This is a genomic window from Pseudomonas sp. 10-1B (assembly GCF_000935045.1).
GTDB lineage: Bacteria > Pseudomonadota > Gammaproteobacteria > Pseudomonadales > Pseudomonadaceae > Aquipseudomonas.
Genome location: NZ_JYKS01000012.1, coordinates 47,637 through 64,812 on the forward strand (window position 1 = coordinate 47,637; position 17,176 = coordinate 64,812).

12 protein-coding genes are annotated in these 17,176 nt (G+C 63.8%); 3 read left to right on the top strand and 9 right to left on the bottom strand.

Annotated features, from left to right (window positions below):
* Positions 1–138: 138 nt before the first annotated feature.
* From TZ03_RS09145 to TZ03_RS09175, 7 genes are all read right to left on the bottom strand, one after another.
* Positions 139–912 carry an AraC family transcriptional regulator gene (locus TZ03_RS09145; protein WP_051097165.1) on the bottom strand — a complete coding sequence of 258 codons (774 nt, stop codon included), beginning with the start codon at positions 910–912 and terminating at the stop codon, positions 139–141.
* A 38-nt stretch (positions 913–950) separates the two neighbouring features.
* Positions 951–2,183, bottom strand: coding sequence for an MFS transporter (locus TZ03_RS09150; protein WP_051097166.1), 1,233 nt, complete (start codon positions 2,181–2,183; stop codon positions 951–953).
* A 165-nt stretch (positions 2,184–2,348) separates the two neighbouring features.
* Positions 2,349–2,813 carry a DUF1348 family protein gene (locus tag TZ03_RS09155; RefSeq protein ID WP_051097167.1) on the bottom strand — a complete coding sequence of 155 codons (465 nt, stop codon included), beginning with the start codon at positions 2,811–2,813 and terminating at the stop codon, positions 2,349–2,351.
* Between the two features lie 456 nt (positions 2,814–3,269).
* Positions 3,270–4,451 carry an MFS transporter gene (locus TZ03_RS09160; RefSeq protein ID WP_051097168.1) on the bottom strand — a complete coding sequence of 394 codons (1,182 nt, stop codon included), beginning with the start codon at positions 4,449–4,451 and terminating at the stop codon, positions 3,270–3,272.
* A gap of 38 nt (positions 4,452–4,489) precedes the next feature.
* On the bottom strand, positions 4,490–5,293 hold the full coding sequence (gene dkgB, locus TZ03_RS09165; RefSeq protein ID WP_051097169.1) for a 2,5-didehydrogluconate reductase DkgB: 804 nt from the start codon (positions 5,291–5,293) through the stop codon (positions 4,490–4,492).
* Positions 5,294–5,538: 245 nt separating this feature from the next.
* Positions 5,539–6,033 carry a DUF934 domain-containing protein gene (locus TZ03_RS09170; protein WP_051097170.1) on the bottom strand — a complete coding sequence of 165 codons (495 nt, stop codon included), beginning with the start codon at positions 6,031–6,033 and terminating at the stop codon, positions 5,539–5,541.
* Entirely contained in the window at positions 6,017–7,669 is a 1,653-nt protein-coding gene (locus TZ03_RS09175) for a nitrite/sulfite reductase (protein WP_051097171.1), read from the bottom strand. The genes TZ03_RS09170 and TZ03_RS09175 overlap by 17 nt, the downstream gene beginning before the upstream one ends.
* A 212-nt stretch (positions 7,670–7,881) precedes the next feature.
* On the opposite strand from TZ03_RS09175, the gene TZ03_RS09180 reads away from it, so the two are divergent.
* Positions 7,882–8,958, top strand: a complete 1,077-nt coding sequence (locus TZ03_RS09180; RefSeq protein WP_051097172.1) for an ABC transporter substrate-binding protein — start codon at positions 7,882–7,884, stop codon at positions 8,956–8,958.
* 361 nt (positions 8,959–9,319) lie between these two features.
* Here the strand turns inward: TZ03_RS09180 and TZ03_RS09185 are convergent, their stop codons facing one another.
* Positions 9,320–9,535 (bottom strand): DUF2970 domain-containing protein, encoded by a 216-nt coding sequence (locus tag TZ03_RS09185; protein WP_051097173.1) that lies wholly within the window; start codon positions 9,533–9,535, stop codon positions 9,320–9,322.
* Positions 9,536–9,706: 171 nt separating this feature from the next.
* Positions 9,707–13,414, bottom strand: coding sequence for a methionine synthase (metH, locus tag TZ03_RS09190; protein WP_051097174.1), 3,708 nt, complete (start codon positions 13,412–13,414; stop codon positions 9,707–9,709).
* Between the two features lie 176 nt (positions 13,415–13,590).
* Between metH and TZ03_RS09195 the strand changes: the two genes are divergently transcribed.
* Complete coding sequence (locus tag TZ03_RS09195; RefSeq protein WP_051097224.1) at positions 13,591–15,891, top strand: fatty acid cis/trans isomerase; 2,301 nt, start codon at positions 13,591–13,593, stop codon at positions 15,889–15,891.
* Between the two features lie 207 nt (positions 15,892–16,098).
* The gene (locus TZ03_RS09200) at positions 16,099–17,133 is read left to right on the top strand and encodes an acyltransferase family protein (protein WP_051097175.1); all 1,035 of its coding nucleotides are present in this window, start codon (positions 16,099–16,101) and stop codon (positions 17,131–17,133) included.
* Positions 17,134–17,176: the final 43 nt, after the last annotated feature.

Sequence of the window (17,176 nt, forward strand, 5' to 3'; positions counted from 1 at the left end):
GCCCATCGCAGGCAAGCCAGCTCCCACAGGTACCGCGCAGGTCTCAAGCTTTGCGTATCCCCTGTGGGAGCTGGCTTGCCTGCGATGGGCCGCAACGCGGCCCCAGGGGCGTAGGTACGCTGACCGAAACGCCCCCGATCATTTGAAGAACTGACTCGGTGTAGTGCCGAACTGGCGCTTGAACATGCTGGCAAAGGCACTTGGGCTGTCATACCCCAGCATGCCTGCCACATCGATGATCCGCTCGCCCAGGGCGATCCGTTCCAGCGCCTGCATCAGCCGAGCCTGCTGGCGCCACTGGCCGAAGGTCATGCCGGTTTCCTTGCGGAACAGGCGCTGGATGGTCTTTTCGTCCACCCCCAGCCGCACGCCCCAGTCGGCCACGGTGGCGTTATCGTCAGGCCGGTCATGCAACGCCGAGCAGATTGCCTGCAGGCGCTTGTCGCTGGGCTGCGATAGCTTCAGCGGCAAGGTTGGCAGCACGCAGATCTCGTCGAGGATCAGGCGCATCACCCGGGCTTCGCGCGAGTCTTCGGCAAACGGCGCGGCAAAGCCCACGGAGGCCTTGATCAGTTCACTGAGCAACGGCGAGATGCTGATGGCCTTGCTCTGCAACGGCAGGCCGGCTGCGGCGTCGGTGCGCACGAACACGCTGCGCATCTTCACATCGCCGACACAGCGGATCGCATGCACCTGGCCACAGGGCATCCATACGCCGCGGCTGGGTGGCACGGTCCAGCGTTCGTTCCTGGACTCGACGATCATCAGGCCTTTGATGGCATAGATCAGTTGATGCTTGGCATGGCTGTGGGGTTCGATGAACCAGTCGGGCGGGTAGTCCGTCGCGCGGCTACCCACCTCCCAGGTCCACTCGTCAACTTCCACCAGCAATTCATGTTGCGGCTTTACCATCGACACCTCGTCTACAGCCTCCCCCTGGCAGGGCCACTTTAGCAGCAACGGCTGGGGCGGGCTTGCGAGCGCGTGGCCGGCAGTAGCGCGGTGGCCAGCCCGAGCAGCGGCAGGAACGCGATGGCCTGGTACACCCACTCGATGCCATGCCGGTCGGCCAGTTCGCCGAGCCCGGCGGCACCGATGCCGCTGATGCCGAACATCAGCCCGAACATCACCCCCGACACCATGCCGACCCGGCCTGGCACCGCTTCCTGGGCATACACCACCAGGGCGGCGAAGGCCGAGGACATCACCAGGCCGATGGCCACCGCCAGTACCGCTGTCCAGGCCAGGTTGGCATAGGGCAGGGCGAGGGCGAAGGGCGCTACGCCGAGGAACGAGACCCAGATCACCGCCTTGCGCCCGATGCGGTCACCCACCGGGCCGCCGGCGAAGGTGCCCAGTGCCACGGCCGCGAGGAACACGAACAGGTACAACTGGCTGTGCTGCACGCTCAGGCCGAAATGCTCGATCAGGTAGAAGGTGAAGTAGTTGGTGAACGAGGCGATGTACACGAACTTGGCGAACATCAGCACGGCGATCACCCCCACCGCGCGCCACATGGCGCCACGGGACAGTCCCGGAGCCTGCTGGCCGGCGAAGGTCTTGAGCCGGGCCTGGCCGTGGCGCACGCTCCAGCCGGTCACACGCAACAGCACGAACACTGCCAGCGCGGCGGCCAGCATGAACCAGGCAATGGCAGGTTGGCCGTGTGGAATGACGATGGCGGCGGTAAGCAGCGGGCCGAGGGCCGAGCCGGTGTTGCCGCCGACCTGAAAGGTCGACTGCGCGGTGCCGAAGCGCCCGCCGGAGGCCATCCGGGCTACCCGCGAGGCTTCTGGGTGGAAGGTCGCCGATCCTACGCCAACCACTGCGGCGGCCACCAGCAGCATTTCATAGCTGCCAGCGAAGGCGAGCAGGGCGATACCCACCAGCGTGACCAGCATGCCGGCGGGCAGCAAGTAAGGCTGCGGATGCTTGTCGGTGAACAGGCCAACCCAGGGTTGCAGCAGGGATGCGGTCACCTGGTAGACCAGGGCGATCCAGCCGATCTGGGCAAAGCTCAGCGCGAAGTCACTCTTGAGCATCGGGTAGATCGATGGCAGCACGGCCTGGATCAGGTCGTTGAGCAGGTGGGCGAAGGCGGCAGCGCCGACGATGCGGACCAGAAAGCCCTGGGGTTGGTCGGCTGGCGTCGTGGCGGCCAGAGAGGCGGCGGGAGTCGTCATGGGCGAATTTCTTCTGTCGAGGGGAACAAGGCATTGCCCAAGGAGGGTAGCCAGTGCCCGGGTTGCCTGTCTCACGCCGAACAGGCAGCCACTGTCGCGTTTCGGGCATCCGTGCCCAGAAGGCCCTATCGCCAGCAAGCCAGGGTTATGCTGCCGTGGGGCTGATCAGAGCCCCAGCTCGCTGAGCCCTGGGTGATCATCCGGGCGCCGCCCCAGCGGCCAGCGGAACTTGCGCTCGGTTTCGCTGATGGGGTGCTCGTTGATGCTCGAGTGGCGGTTCTGCATCAGCCCGTCATCGGCAAACTCCCAGTTTTCGTTGCCATAGGCGCGGTACCACTGGCCGCTGTCGTCGTGGTACTCGTAGGCATAGCGCACGGCAATACGGTTGCCGGTGAACGCCCAGAGCTCCTTGATCAGGCGGTATTCGAGCTCATGGTTCCATTTGCGCGTCAGGAAGGCCTCGACCTGCGCACGGCCACGGGGGAATTCGACGCGGTTACGCCAGACGGTGTCGGCGGTATAGGCAAGCGCGACCTTGGCAGGGTCACGGCTGTTCCAGCCATCCTCGGCCAGGCGGACCTTTTCGATGGCGCTTTCGCGGGTGAAGGGCGGAACGGGTGGGCGGGGCATCGGGCTACTCCTCGGGTCGATTGGCTTGTAGGAGATTAGTAGCCGATGCCCGAACAGAGAATGGACGTGTCGGGCACTTCTTAATTTCAGTGCATGGAACAATACCGATTCCGCGGTAAACCGTTTCTACCGAGCGCCCCGCCACCTGTCATGTGCTGCCTGTCCTGGCCCTATCGCCGGCAAGCCAGCTCCCACCTCGACCGCATGGGCCTCAAGCCCTGTGCAGTACCTGTGGGAGCTGGCTTGCCAGCGATGAGGCCAGTCCAGGCAATACAAGACAGTTGCTCCCACAAGGGTGCGCATGGCCTCAGGTCAATGCGGTCGAGTTGGGAGCAATTGCCTTGAACCAATCCCCCGACCGTCCCTTCAGGTCGGTGCCCCCTGTGGGTGTGCCCGCGAAGGGCCGCAAAGCGGCCCCAAATTGCTTAACTGACTGGCATTACGGTAAGCCGGCGATCAGGCGATATGGGACGCGGCTTTTCCTGCTGCCTTGCTGCGCCCGCCCAGCCACACCAGCAGCAGCCCGGCAGCCGCCAGCAGACCCCCGGCCATCGGCACGGCGGCATAACCCAGGTCCAGGCTGATTACCGCCCCACCCAGCGCCGCGCCCACGGCATTACCCAGGTTGAACGCGCCAACGTTGATCGACGAGGCCAGCCCCGGTGCTTCGATGGCGGCGATCATCACCCGCATCTGCAGCGGAGGGACCACGGCGAAAGTGAACATGCCCCACACCAGCAAGGCGATGGCAGCGCCGATGTGGCTGCCCAGCACCAGCGGCATCAGCAGCATGATCAGCGCCAGGGCAGCGAGGAAGATTCGCGCCGCGCCATCCAGCGACCAGTCGGCCAGGCGGCCACCCAGGCTGTTGCCCAGGGTGAAACCAACGCCGATCAACACCAGGCCCAGGGTGACGAAGCTGTCCGAGGCGCCGGTCAGTTCGGCCAGCACCGGCGCTACGTAGGTGTACAAGGTGAACATGGCGCCGGCACCGAGCACGGTGGTGGCCATCGCCAGCAGCACGCTGGGGCGGGCGATCACCGCCAGTTCCTTGCGTACATGCGGCACGCTACCGCGTTCACCCTTGGGCAGCGCGTACCACAGCGCGGCCATGGCCAGCAGGCCAAGCGCGGCGGTACCGGCAAAGGCCATGCGCCAGCCGACCTGCTGGCCGACCCAGGTGGCGGCCGGCACGCCACCGATGTTGGCGATGGTCAGGCCCATGAACATGGTGGCCACGGCACTGGCCTGTTTCTCCTTGGGCACCACGCTGGCTGCCACCACTGCCCCCAGGCCGAAGAACGCGCCGTGGTTGAGGCTGGTGACCAGCCGCGAGGCGAGCAGGGTGTAATAGTCTGGCGACACCGACGACAGCAGGTTGCCGAGGGTGAAGATGGCCATCAGCGCCATCAGTGCGGCGCGCTTGCCGAAACGGCTGAACAACAGGGTCATGATCGGCGCGCCGACCATCACGCCGATGGCATAGGCGGTAATCAGCATGCCCGCGCTGGGGATGCTCACATCGACACCTTGGGCGATCACCGGCAGCAGGCCCATGGGGGTGAATTCGGTGGTGCCGATGCCGAAGGCGCCGATCGCCAGGGCGAACAGCACCCGTTTGGGGGAAAGTGTGCTCATCAGGAGTTCCGCAATGAATATGGAGGAGGGCCGCCTGATCAGTCCCAGACCGGCGCCAGGCCATCCGGGCTGACTTCACGGCCATTGCGCTCGAGCGCGGCAATGCGCGCCAGGTCGTCGGCATCCAGGCGCAGGTCGCGAGCGAGCAGGTTGCTGGCCAGGTTCTCGCGCTTGGTCGAGGACGGGATCACCGCATAGCCCGATTGCAGCGCCCAGGCCAGGGCAACCTGGGCGACGGTGGCCTTGTGCTTGGCGGCGATGTCGGCAAGTACTGGGTCCTTCAGCACCTTGCCGTAGGCCAGGGTCATGTAGGAGGTGACGGTAATGCCTTGTTCCTTGAGGAACGCGGCCAGCTTGCTGTTCTGCAGGTACGGGCTGAGTTCTATCTGGTTGGTGGCGATTTCGCCTTTGCCTACCACGTCGATGGCCTGGCGGGTCAGCTCGATATTGAAGTTGGATACACCGATCTGGCGGGTCAGGCCCAGCTGCTTGGCTTCTGCCAGCGCGGTCATGTACTCGCGCAGTTCAACGCCGTTGCCTGGGGCTGGCCAGTGGATCAGCAGCAGGTCGACGTAGTCGGTGCGCAGTTTCTGCAGGCTTTCCCGCAGGCTGGGAACCAGCTTGTCGGCCGCGTAGTTGTCGACCCAGATCTTGGTGGTGATGAACAGCTCGCTGCGCGGCACGCCGCTTTCGGCGATGGCCTGGCCAACGTCGGCTTCGTTCTGGTAGATCTGTGCGGTGTCGATGACTCGGTAGCCCAGTTCCAGGGCCGACTTGACCGAATCGATGACAGCTTGGCCGGTGAGGCGGAAGGTACCGAGGCCGAAGGATGGAATGTTCATGGGGCTGCTCCTGGTGAGTGAGGGGAGCAGTGTGCAGGGTTGAGGGAGATTGATTAAGGTGGGGTGGGGCCAAGGTCATTTGCGTCATGGTCAAGAATTGGCGGCCAAGTTGTGACGCTGTTGCTGGAGTATCGGTTATATCCTGTACCGGCCTCTTCGCGGGTAAACCCGCTCCCACAGGGCCGGCACAGCAGGAACGAAACGGCCCGCCAAGAGGCGGGCCGTCAGGTATTGCAGGGTGACGATCAGCGGCGGCGGAACAGCGGCAGCGGCTCGTCGGTGGCGGCCTGGTAGGTCACCGAGAAGTCCTTCAGGCTTTGCAGTGCGTCTTCCGGGTCCTTGTCGGCACGGATGGCGAACGCGTCGAAGCCGCAACGGGCCATGAAGAACAGCTGGTCGCGCAGTACGTCGCCAATGGCGCGCAGCTCGCCCTTGAACTTGTAGCGGTCACGCAGCAGGCGCGCATTGGAATAGCTGCGCCCATCGGTGAACGCCGGGAAGTTCAGCGCGATGACCTGGAAGTGCTGTACGTCCTCGCCGATTTCCTCGGCTTCTTCGTCGCTGTCCAGCCACACGCCCAGGCCGCCGTCGCGGGCCTTGAGCACGTGGGCATGGTCACGCCACATCTGCAACGGGACGATGTAGTCGTCGCAGTTGGTCAGTTCGTCGAACGAGGTTTCCTTGGGCAGCAGGTGCCAGGTTTCGTCGACGATCTGGTTGTTCTTAATGATTCGCTGCATAGACGCGTTCCTTGAAGGGGTCGATGCCGATACGCTGGTAGGTGTCGATGAAACGCTCTTCCTCGGTACGTTGCTCGACGTACACGGCGATCAGCTTCTCGATCACATCGGCCATGTCATCCTGGGCGAAGGACGGGCCGAGGATCTTGCCCAGGCTCGCACCGCGCGCGGCGTTACCGCCCAGCGACACCTGGTAGAACTCTTCACCCTTCTTGTCCACGCCGAGGATGCCGATGTGGCCTACGTGGTGGTGGCCGCAGGCGTTCATGCAGCCGGAGATGTTCAGGTCGATTTCGCCGATGTCGAACAGGTAGTCCAGGTCGTCGAAGCGGCGCTGGATGGATTCGGCGATCGGGATCGACTTGGCGTTGGCCAGCGAGCAGTAGTCACCGCCCGGGCAGCAGATGATGTCGGTCAGCAGGCCGATGTTCGGCGTGGCGAAGCCGCCCTCGCGCAGTTCCAGCCACAGGGCGTGCAGCTGGCGCTGCTCGACGTCGGCGAGGATGATGTTCTGTTCGTGCGAGGTGCGCAGGAAGCCGAAGCTGTAGCGCTCGGCCAGGTCGGCCACGGCGTCCAGCTGCTTGTCGGTCAGGTCGCCCGGGGCAACGCCAGTGGGCTTGAGCGACAGGGTCACGGCCACGTAGCCAGGGCGCTTGTGGGCGCGGGTGTTGCGCGAGCGCCAGCGGGCGAAGCCTGGGTACTCGGCGTCCAGGGCGGCGTAGTCGACGTTGTCGAGGGCCAGGTACTCCGGGTCGACGAAGTGGCGCGACACGCGCTGCACTTCGGCTTCGGTCAGGGTGGTGCTGCCGCCCCGCAGGTGGACCATTTCGGCCTCGACCTTCTCGGCGAACACTTCCGGAGTGAGGGCCTTGACCAGGATCTTGATCCGCGCCTTGTACTTGTTGTCACGGCGACCGTAACGGTTGTACACACGCAGGATGGCGTCCAGGTAGCTGATCAGGTCTTGCCACGGCAGGAACTCGTTGATGAACGAGCCTACTACCGGGGTCCGGCCCAGGCCGCCACCGACCAGGACACGGAAGCCCAGTTCGCCAGCGTCGTTGCGCACCGGTTCCAGGCCGATGTCATGCACTTCGATGGCGGCGCGGTCTTCCTGCGAGCCGTTGATGGCAATCTTGAACTTGCGCGGCAGGTAGGCGAATTCCGGGTGGAAGGTGGTCCACTGGCGGACGATTTCGCACCACGGGCGCGGGTCGATGATTTCGTCTGCGGCGACACCGGCGAACTGGTCGGTAGTGGTGTTGCGCAGGCAGTTGCCGCTGGTCTGGATCGCGTGCATCTGCACGGTGGCCAGCTCGGCGAGGATGTCCGGGATGTCTTCCAGCGCCGGCCAGTTGTACTGCACGTTCTGGCGGGTGGAGATGTGGGCGTAGCCCTTGTCGTAGTCGCGGGCGATCTTGGCCAGGGTGCGGACCTGGCGGGCGCTCAGTTGGCCGTAGGGCACCGCGACTCGCAGCATCGGCGCGAAACGTTGGATATAAAGGCCGTTCTGCAGGCGCAGAGGGCGGAATTCTTCCTCGCTCAGCTCACCGGCCAGGTAGCGGCGGGTCTGATCACGGAACTGCTTGACGCGGTCCTCGATGATCCGCTGATCGTACTCGTCGTATACGTACATAAAAGTCCTGTCTCAGGCATGCAGCTATTCGCGCGCACGGCCGCGCACTCCGCTTCGGAGCCGGGGAACGATAGCAGGTTGCGTTTATGCGCTAAAGTGATGTTTTTGCATATGAAAAGAACCAAATGGACTATGTGAGACTGACTGGCATTTGTGCGCTGGGCAAGGCCTGGCGTTTATAATCCGCGGTTTGCTTCGCAGAGAGTGACCCCATGCTCAAGGCCCTGTGCCAAAGCTTGTGTCTTGCCCTGCCGCTGGCGGCAAGCGCGCAGCCTGCTTCGGTGGTTTTCCTCAACCCGGGGCTGTCCACCGAGACATTCTGGACCAGCTACACCCGCTTCATGCAGGCCGCCGCGGACGAGCTGGGCATGACCCTGCACGTGGAATACAGCGAGCGCCGCGCCGACCTGACACTGACCCAGGCCAGGGCGATCCTGAGCGGGCCGCAACGGCCGGACTACCTGGTGCTGGTCAACGAGCAGTACGTGGCACCGGAAATCATGCGCCTGTCGCGTGGCACCGGGGTCAAGCTGTTACTGGTCAACAATGGCCTCACCGTCAGCCAGGCGCGCAGTATCGAGGCCCAGCCCGACAAGTATGCCGAACCACTGAGCACCTTGATGACCAACGACGAGCAGGCGGGTTTCCAAATGTTGCGCCAGATGGTCGCGCAATTGCCCCGCGACAGCGGGCCGGTGGACCTAGTGGCCTTTGCCGCGATCAAGACCACCCCTGCTTCGCAGTTGCGCGAGCAAGGCATGCGCCGCGCCTTGGCGGACTTCCCCCAGGTGCGTTTGCGCCAGGTGGTGTACGGCGGCTGGAGCCGCCAGCGTGCCTACGAGCAGGCACAACTGCTGCTGGAGCGCTACCCGGCTACCCGCCTGGTGTGGTCGGCCAATGACGAGATGGCCTTTGGGGCCATGCAGGCGTTCGAGGAGGCGGGGCGCAAGCCGGGGCGCGATGTGCTGTTCAGCGCCATCAACAGTTCGCCCGAGGCCTTGCGCGCGCGTATCGATGGGCGCCTGAGCGTGCTGCTGGGCGGGCATTTCACCTTAGGTGGCTGGGCCATGGTGATGCTCCACGATGATGCCCAGGGGCTGGCGGTGAACCGCGACGGCCTGCGCGAGCACCGCATGCCGGTGCTGCAACCGATCGACCAGGCCAAGGCCAGGCGTTGGCTGAAACTGCTGGAACGGGCTGACTATGGCGTCGATTTCCGGCATTACAGCGCCGAAGGGCGATCGGCCAGCTACCAGTACCCGTTTCTGACGTCACCGGTCGAATATTGAAAGACCCTGCTTGAGGGAAGGGCATTGCTCGTCTTAACTGCTGATGGTGAAGTGCATTCCCATAACCACTACAAGAGGCAATGCAATGGGAAACTCAACCAAGGTCCGCAAAGCTGACAGCAGCGTCGATGCCTGGGCGATCCTGTGCCTGATCGTCCTGGTGGTGGTCACTGCCGTGTATTGGGTCAGCCACCAGTAGACTTGTCTTTCTAGACCGTGATGTAGCCAGGGCGCCTGCGGGAGGGAATCCCGCAGACGCTTTTATTTTGCCGGTTCCGGCCCTTTCGCGGGCAAGCCCGCTCCTACAAGGGTTGCGCGGACCGTGTAGGAGCGGGCTTGCCCGCGAAGGGGCCGGAACAGGCTAGCGGGTAAGATGCAGGGCCAACTGCACCAGGCCGATCAATACGGCGATGAACACCAGGGTAAACAACGTCCCCAGCGCAATGAAATGGCTAGCCTTGCCGTGGGTGAAGTCGCGGGCGCGGTTCTTGCCGCTTTGCACGCCGAAGGCGGCAGCGAGGATGCTCTGCAGCATCTGCCAGAAGGTCGGGGGTTTGCCCTGGCTGGAATCGTCCATGCTGGCTCCTGAAGAAATCAGAGGCAATCAGGGACAGTGTAGGCAATGGTTGTGAGGTTGCCTGTGATGGCCTCTTCGCGGGCTTGCCCGCTCCCACAGGTACAGCACAAACCTCAAGGGCGGTGATTTACCTGTGGGAGCGGGCAAGCCCGCGAAGAAGCCAATGCGCTCTTAGCTGTCGTAACCCAGGTTAGGCGCCAGCCAGCGCTCGCTAACACTCACATCCTGACCTTTACGTGCGCTGTAGTTCTCGATCTGGTCCTTGTCGACCTTGCCCACGGCAAAATACTGCGCCTGCGGATGGGCGAAGTACCAGCCGCTGACCGCCGCCGCCGGGAACATCGCGAAGTGCTCGGTGAGGAACACGCCGCTCGGCCCGGTTTCGCCAATGGCAGTGCCATCGAGCAGGCGGAACAGGGTTTCCTTCTCGGTGTGGTCGGGGCAGGCCGGGTAGCCCGGGGCCGGGCGAATGCCGCGGTATTGCTCCTTGATCAGCGCCTCGTTGTCCAGCTGCTCGTCGTGGGCATAGCCCCAGTGTTCTTTACGCACCTGTTCGTGCAGCCACTCGGCACAGGCTTCGGCCAGGCGGTCGGCCAGGGCCTTGACCATGATCGAGCTGTAGTCGTCGCCCTTGTCCTGGTAGGCCTTGGCCACTTCCTCGGCACCGATGCCGGCGGTGGTGATGAAGCCACCGACATAGTCGCTGACGCCGCTGGCCTTCGGCGCGACGAAGTCGGCCAGCGACCAGTTGGGCTTGCCGTCCGGTTTGATGGTCTGCTGGCGCAGGTGGTGCAGGGTGGCCAGGGCCTGGCCGTCTGGGCCGTAGACTTCGATGTCGTCATCGGCCACCTGGTTGGCCGGCCAGAAGCCGAACACCGCGCGGGCGCTGATCAGCTTCTCGTCGATCAGCTTGTCGAGCATCTCGCGGGCATCCTTGTACAACGCCGTGGCGGCCTCGCCGACCACTTCGTCGCTGAGGATGCGCGGGAACTTGCCGGCCAGGTCCCAGGAGATGAAGAACGGGGTCCAGTCGATGTATTCGGCCAGGGTGCGCAGGTCGATGTCTTCCAGCACCTTGACGCCGGTGAAGGAGGGCACTGCAGGCTGGTAGCCGGCCCAGTCGTACTGCGGCTTGGCGGCGATGGCCTGGGCGTAGCTCAGGCGCTCGGTGCGGGCACTGCGGTTGGCGGTGCGCTCGCGTACTTCCACGTATTCCTGGCGGGTCTTCTCGATGAAGCCCGGTTTGAGTTCCTTGGACAGCAGCTGGGTGGCCACGCCGACCGCACGCGAGGCGTCGGTGACGTAGACCACGGCATCGTTGCTGTACTTCGGTTCGATCTTGACCGCAGTGTGCGCTTTGGACGTGGTGGCACCGCCGATCATCAGCGGCAGTTCGAAGTTCTGGCGCTGCATTTCGCGGGCGACGTGGACCATCTCGTCCAGCGACGGCGTGATCAGGCCGGACAGGCCGATGATGTCGCACTTTTCGTCGCGGGCGGTTTGCAGAATTTTCTCGGCCGGCACCATCACGCCAAGGTCGACGATGTCGTAGCCGTTACAGCCCAGCACCACGCCGACGATGTTCTTGCCGATGTCGTGCACGTCGCCTTTCACCGTGGCCATCAGGATCTTGCCCTTGGCTTCCGGCTTGTCGCCTTTCTCGGCCTCGATGAACGGGATCAGGTGCGCCACCGCCTGCTTCATCACGCGGGCTGACTTGACCACCTGGGGCAGGAACATCTTGCCCGCGCCGAACAGGTCGCCGACCACGTTCATGCCGTTCATCAGCGGGCCTTCGATCACTTCGATGGGGCGCGCGCACTGCTGGCGGCATTCTTCGGTGTCTTCGACGATGAACGCGGTGATGCCCTTGACCAGCGCATGCTCCAGGCGTTTTTCCACCGGCAGCGAGCGCCACTCTTCGTTTTCCACTTCCTTGGTGGCGCCACCGCCGCGGTAGTCGTCAGCAATCGCCAGCAGGGCGTCGGTGCCGTGCGGGGTGCGGTTGAGCACCACGTCCTCGACCTTTTCGCGCAGTGCAGCGGGGATCTCGTCGTAGATTTCCAGCTGGCCGGCGTTGACGATACCCATGGTCAGGCCGTTCTGGATCGCGTGGTAGAGGAACACCGAGTGGATCGCCTCACGCACCGGGTTGTTGCCACGGAACGAGAACGACACGTTGGACACGCCGCCCGAACTCAGCGCGTGCGGTAGGTGGTCGCGAATGTAGGCACAGGCCTCGATGAAGTCGACGGCATAGTTGTTGTGCTCTTCGATACCGGTGGCCACGGCGAAGATGTTCGGGTCGAAGATGATGTCTTCCGGCGGGAAGCCCACTTCGTTGACCAGAATGTCGTAGCTGCGCTGGCAGATTTCCTTCTTGCGTGCGGCGGTGTCGGCCTGGCCGACCTCGTCGAAGGCCATCACCACCACCGCGGCGCCGTAGCGTTTGCACAGGCGGGCGTGGTGCTTGAACTGTTCGACGCCTTCTTTCATGGAGATCGAGTTGACGATGCCCTTGCCCTGGATGCACTTCAGGCCCGCTTCGATCACTTCCCACTTGGAGGAGTCGATCATGATCGGCACGCGCGAGATGTCCGGCTCACCGGCGATCAGGTTGAGGAAACGGACCATGGCGGCCTGGGAGTCGAGCATCCCTTCGTCCATGTTGATGTCGATCACCTGGGCGCCGGCCTCGACCTGCTGCAGGGCGACTTCCAGGGCCTCGGTGTAGTTCTCTTCACGGATCAGCCGGGCGAACTTGGCGGAACCGGTGATGTTGGTGCGCTCGCCGACGTTGACGAACAGCGACTGGCGATCGATGGTGAACGGCTCCAGGCCCGACAGGCGGCAGGCCTTGGCGATTTCCGGGATTTCCCGTGGCGGGTACTTGGCCACGGCCTCGGCGATGGCCTGGATGTGGCCCGGGGTGGTGCCGCAGCAACCGCCGATGATGTTGAGGAAGCCGCTGGCGGCGAACTCTTCGACCACCGCAGCCATTTCGGCCGGGGTTTCGTCGTATTCACCGAAGGCGTTCGGCAGGCCGGCGTTGGGGTGCGCCGAAACGTGGGTGTCGGCCTTGGTCGACAGCTCTTCCAGGTACGGGCGCAGGTCCTTGGCGCCGAGGGCGCAGTTCAGGCCTACGGAAATCGGCTTGGCGTGGCGCACCGAGTTCCAGAACGCTTCGGTGGTCTGGCCCGACAGAGTACGGCCGGAGGCGTCGGTGATGGTGCCGGAGATCATGATCGGCAGTTCGATGCCGTCGTCCTCGAACACCTGCTGCACGGCGAAGATCGCCGCCTTGGCGTTGAGGGTGTCGAAGATGGTCTCGATCAGGATCAGGTCGGCGCCGCCTTCGATCAGGCCACGGGTGGCCTCGACATAGTTCGTTACCAGCTCGTCGAAGCTGACGTTGCGGTAGCCAGGGTCGTTGACGTCCGGGGAAATCGAGCAGGTGCGGCTGGTAGGGCCGAGCACGCCGGCGACGAAGCGCGGCTTGTCGGGTGTTTCCAGGGTCTTGGCATCGGCCACCTGGCGGGCGATGCGCGCGCCTTCGACGTTCAGCTCGTAGACCAGCGACTCCATGCCGTAGTCGGCCTGGGAAATCTGCGTGGCGTTGAAGGTGTTGGTTTCGAGGATATCGGCGCCGGCATCCAGGTAGGCCTTCTCGATGGCGGCGATCACGTCCGGGCGGCTGAGCAGCAACAGGTCGTTGTTACCCTTGACATCGCTTGGCCAATCGGCGAAACGCGTGCCACGATAGTCGTGTTCCTCGAGGCGGTAACTTTGGATCATAGTACCCATGCCGCCGTCGAGAATCAGGATGCGCTCTTTGAGTGCGTGCTGGAGTGCTTGGAGACGAGCGCTGCGGTCGGACATAGGAACTACCTGGTCGGGCAAAAATCAGAAGGTGCGGAATCATAACAAAGCTGCGCGGTTTTTAGGCGCATTGCCCATTTTCATGAAAACTGCTCATGTTGGCGGCAAAGCCCCGGCACCCAAGGACGACCAGGCAAAAAATCGTGATGGCTTTCAATACCCAGGACTTTCCGCACATGGTGCATCGTATTCTTGTCGGCGCCTTCGCCCTGTTCATCAGCGGCGCGGTGTTCGGGCAAGCCCCCCAGTCGAGCCCGGCTATTTCCTACAGCCGGGACATTCAACCGATCTTCACCGAGAAATGCGTGGCCTGCCACGCCTGCAACGACGCCGCCTGCCAGCTGAAGCTGGAAAGCCCCGAAGGCGCGGTGCGCGGGGCCAGCAAGGTCCCGGTGTACCAGGGCGACCGCAGCAAGGCGGTGCCCACCACGCGGTTGTTCTACGACGCCCACAGCGAGGGCGAATGGCGCAAGAAGGGCTTCTACTCGGTGCTCGACAACCAGGGCAGCCAGGCCGCGCTGATGGCGCGCATGCTGGAGCTGGGGCACAAGACCCCGCTCACGCCCAATGCCAAGCTGCCTGACGAGATCGTCCTGGGCCTGAACCGCAATAACATGTGCCCCTTGCCCCATGAGTTCGACGCCTACGCCGGCGCCCATCCCAAGGAGGGCATGCCACTGGCGGTCACCGGCCTGACCGACAAGGAATACGACACCATGCGCCGCTGGTTGGCGGCCGGTGCGCCGGTCGAGTACCAGCCGATACAGCCGAGCGCGGTCGAGGCCAAGCAGATCGCCGACTGGGAAGAACTGCTCAACCGCCCGGGCTCCACCGAGGCGTTGGTCGGCCGCTGGCTGTACGAGCATCTGTTCCTGGCGCACATCCACTTCGTCGGTGGTGAGCAGGGCCACTTCTTCCAGTGGGTGCGTTCGCGCACGCCCAGCGGCCAGCCGGTCGACATCATTGCCACGCGTCGCCCCAATGACCCGCCCGGTACCGACTTCTATTATCGCCTGACCCCGGTGCAGGGCGTGATCGTGCACAAGACCCACATCACCTACCCGATGGGGCCGCAGAAGCTCAAGCGCGTGAAGCAGCTGTTCTATGCGGGGGACTGGCACGCGACCTCGTTGCCGGGCTACGGCCCACGCCACCGGGCCAACCCGTTCGAAACCTTCGAGGCGATCCCGGCGGTAGCGCGTTACCAGTTCATGCTGGATAACGCCGAGTACTTCGTGCGTACCTTCATCCGTGGCCCGGTATGCCGTGGGCAGATCGCCACCGATGTGATCCGCGACAATTTCTGGGCGCTGTTCCAGGAGCCGGCCTTCGATCGCTACATCACCGATGCCAAGTACCGGGGCGAGGCCACGCCGCTGCTGGCCATGCCCGGGCAGATCGATGATGTGGGCAGTGTGCTGAGCTTGTGGCACGCCTACCGGGACAAGCGCAACGAGTACGAGAAACTGCGCCGCGAAGCCTATGCCGACATGCCGGCGCCGGGCTGGGCGACCCTGTGGGCCGGTAACGACAACGCCCTGCTGAGCATCTTCCGCCACTTCGACAGCGCCTCGGTGAGCAAGGGCCTGATTGGGGACGTGCCGCTGACCGTGTGGCTGTTCGACTACCCGTTGTTCGAACGCACCTATTACCAACTGGCGGTCAACTTCGACGTGTTCGGCAACGTGTCGCACCAGTTGCAGACACGCCTGTACTTCGACCTGATCCGCAACGGTGCCGAGGTCAACTTCCTGCGCCTGATGCCAGCCGACCAGCGCAAGGCGATTCTCAGCGACTGGTACCAGAACAGCGGCAAGGTGAAGATGTGGTTGGACTACGAGGACATCGACAGCGATACCCCGAGCGGTATCAAGCTCGACCCGCGCAACCCCAAGCGCGACTTCGGCCTGAAACTGTTGCAGCGCACCGGCAGCCTGAATGCCGCGCCCGACCCGATCAACCGCTGCCAGGGGGCGTTCTGCTCACGGCCGCAAATGAGCGAAGAGTTCCGCAATGCCGAGCAGTCGCTCAGCCGACTGGTGTCGCGCCCGGCTGCCGGGCTGAAGGTGATCGACCAGTTGCCCGAGGCGACCATGTTGCGCATTGAAGGGCAGGGCGGCCAGCGCCAAGTCTACAGCCTGCTGCGCAACCGCGCGCACAGCAACGTGGCGTTCCTGCTGGGCGAGGCCGCGCGCTATCAGCCGGGGCTGGATACCCTGACCCTGTACCCGGGGATACTCAGCAGCTACCCGAACTTCATCTTCAATATCCCGACCAAGGATGTGCCGGAGTTCGTCGAGGACATGGAGTACGCCAAGGATGATCCGGCAAAGTTCGAGCGCATCGTCATGCGCTGGGGCGTGCGCCGCAGTCACCCTGAGTTCTGGCGCTACTTCCATGACCTGAACAGTTTCATCAAGGAGACCCAACCGGTCGAGGCGGGCGTGCTGGACATGAACCGCTACGAGAACCTCTGATCGGGTTGGCTGACCTTTCCGATTAGCCTGCGGTCGGAAAGAGCAGGTGGTCCGGGGGCTGCTTGGCAGCCCAATCGCCGGCAAGCCAGCTCCCACAGGTCTGCGTTGTCTTCGGGTTTACGCGGTCCCTGTGGGAGCTGGCTTGCCGGCGATGGAGCGCACAGCGCTCCCAACGGCCTCAATGCACCGGCAATCGCAGGGTACTCCATGCTGTATTCGCTTCAGGCACTGCGGGCGTTCGCCGCCTGGGTGGTGGTCTGCCACCATTTCATGCAGATCTTCTTCGACTTCCATGCCACCGGCCCCATCGGCCAACTGCTCACCGACCGCGGCGCGGTAGGCGTCGACATCTTCTTCGTCATCAGCGGGCTGGTCATCTACCTCTCGACCCGCGACAAACCCATCGAACCGCGCCAGTTCCTGCTCAACCGGGCACTGCGTATCGTCCCGGCCTACTGGTTCTATACGGCGCTGATGGCTGCGCTACTGTTGGCCTTCAGCCGATGGATGCCGCACCAGGTGTTCACCTGGCAGCACTTGCTGCTGTCGCTGCTGTTCATCCCGGCGGAAAACCCCGGTGGCTATGGCCTGTACCCGACCCTGAACGTGGGCTGGACGCTGAACTTCGAGATGTTCTTCTATCTGCTGTTCGGCCTGGCCTTCCTGGTACGGCAACGGCATCACCTGCTGCTGCTCACCGCTGTGCTGTTGCTGGTCAGCGAGGTGCTGGGCCGGCTGGGTGTGCTCAGCCGCTTCTACAACAACGACATCATCTACGAGTTCCTGCTCGGCATCGGCCTGGGGGTGTTGTACCGTCGTGGGCTGATCCGCCAGGGGCGGTGGCTGCCGCTGGTGTTGCTGGGCGTGGCAGGCCTGGCCATCTACCACCTGGACGCTTCCCTGCGCCTGCTGCACTGGGGCGTGCCGAGCGCAATGATCGTGCTGGCCTTCGTTGCTTTGGAACCACTGTTCCAGGGCAACCGGCTGCTCAAGGCCTTGGGCGACTGTTCGTATTCGGTGTACCTGATCCATGTGCTGGTGCTGTACGCCGGTTGGTTCGCCAGCCAACGCCTGCAGTGGAACCCGTACCTGGTATTCGCCCTGTGCGTACCGTCCATTGGACTAATGTCGTGGTTCAGCTACCAGTGGCTGGAGCGCGGCCTGTACCGGCGAATGCAGGCCTGGCTGGTGGCGCCACGGCAGCCGGCCCCTGAATATGCGCTTTCCCGAGTCAAATGCTAGGACTTTGTTCGAAGGCCGGGTTGGCGTACACTTGGCCGCAAGT

Bases quoted from the DNA above. Each gene is read 5' to 3' on its own strand.
- TZ03_RS09185 (WP_051097173.1), bottom strand. From the start codon at position 9,535: ATGGACGATTCCAGCCAGGGCAAACCCCCGACCTTCTGGCAGATGCTG.
- TZ03_RS09195 (WP_051097224.1), top strand. From the start codon at position 13,591: ATGGTGCATCGTATTCTTGTCGGCGCCTTCGCCCTGTTCATCAGCGGC.
- TZ03_RS09180 (WP_051097172.1), top strand. From the start codon at position 7,882: ATGCTCAAGGCCCTGTGCCAAAGCTTGTGTCTTGCCCTGCCGCTGGCG.
- metH (WP_051097174.1), bottom strand. From the start codon at position 13,414: ATGTCCGACCGCAGCGCTCGTCTCCAAGCACTCCAGCACGCACTCAAA.
- TZ03_RS09200 (WP_051097175.1), top strand. From the start codon at position 16,099: ATGCTGTATTCGCTTCAGGCACTGCGGGCGTTCGCCGCCTGGGTGGTG.
- TZ03_RS09160 (WP_051097168.1), bottom strand. From the start codon at position 4,451: ATGAGCACACTTTCCCCCAAACGGGTGCTGTTCGCCCTGGCGATCGGC.
- dkgB (WP_051097169.1), bottom strand. From the start codon at position 5,293: ATGAACATTCCATCCTTCGGCCTCGGTACCTTCCGCCTCACCGGCCAA.
- TZ03_RS09155 (WP_051097167.1), bottom strand. From the start codon at position 2,813: ATGCCCCGCCCACCCGTTCCGCCCTTCACCCGCGAAAGCGCCATCGAA.
- TZ03_RS09175 (WP_051097171.1), bottom strand. From the start codon at position 7,669: ATGTACGTATACGACGAGTACGATCAGCGGATCATCGAGGACCGCGTC.
- TZ03_RS09150 (WP_051097166.1), bottom strand. From the start codon at position 2,183: ATGACGACTCCCGCCGCCTCTCTGGCCGCCACGACGCCAGCCGACCAA.
- TZ03_RS09170 (WP_051097170.1), bottom strand. From the start codon at position 6,033: ATGCAGCGAATCATTAAGAACAACCAGATCGTCGACGAAACCTGGCAC.
- TZ03_RS09145 (WP_051097165.1), bottom strand. From the start codon at position 912: ATGGTAAAGCCGCAACATGAATTGCTGGTGGAAGTTGACGAGTGGACC.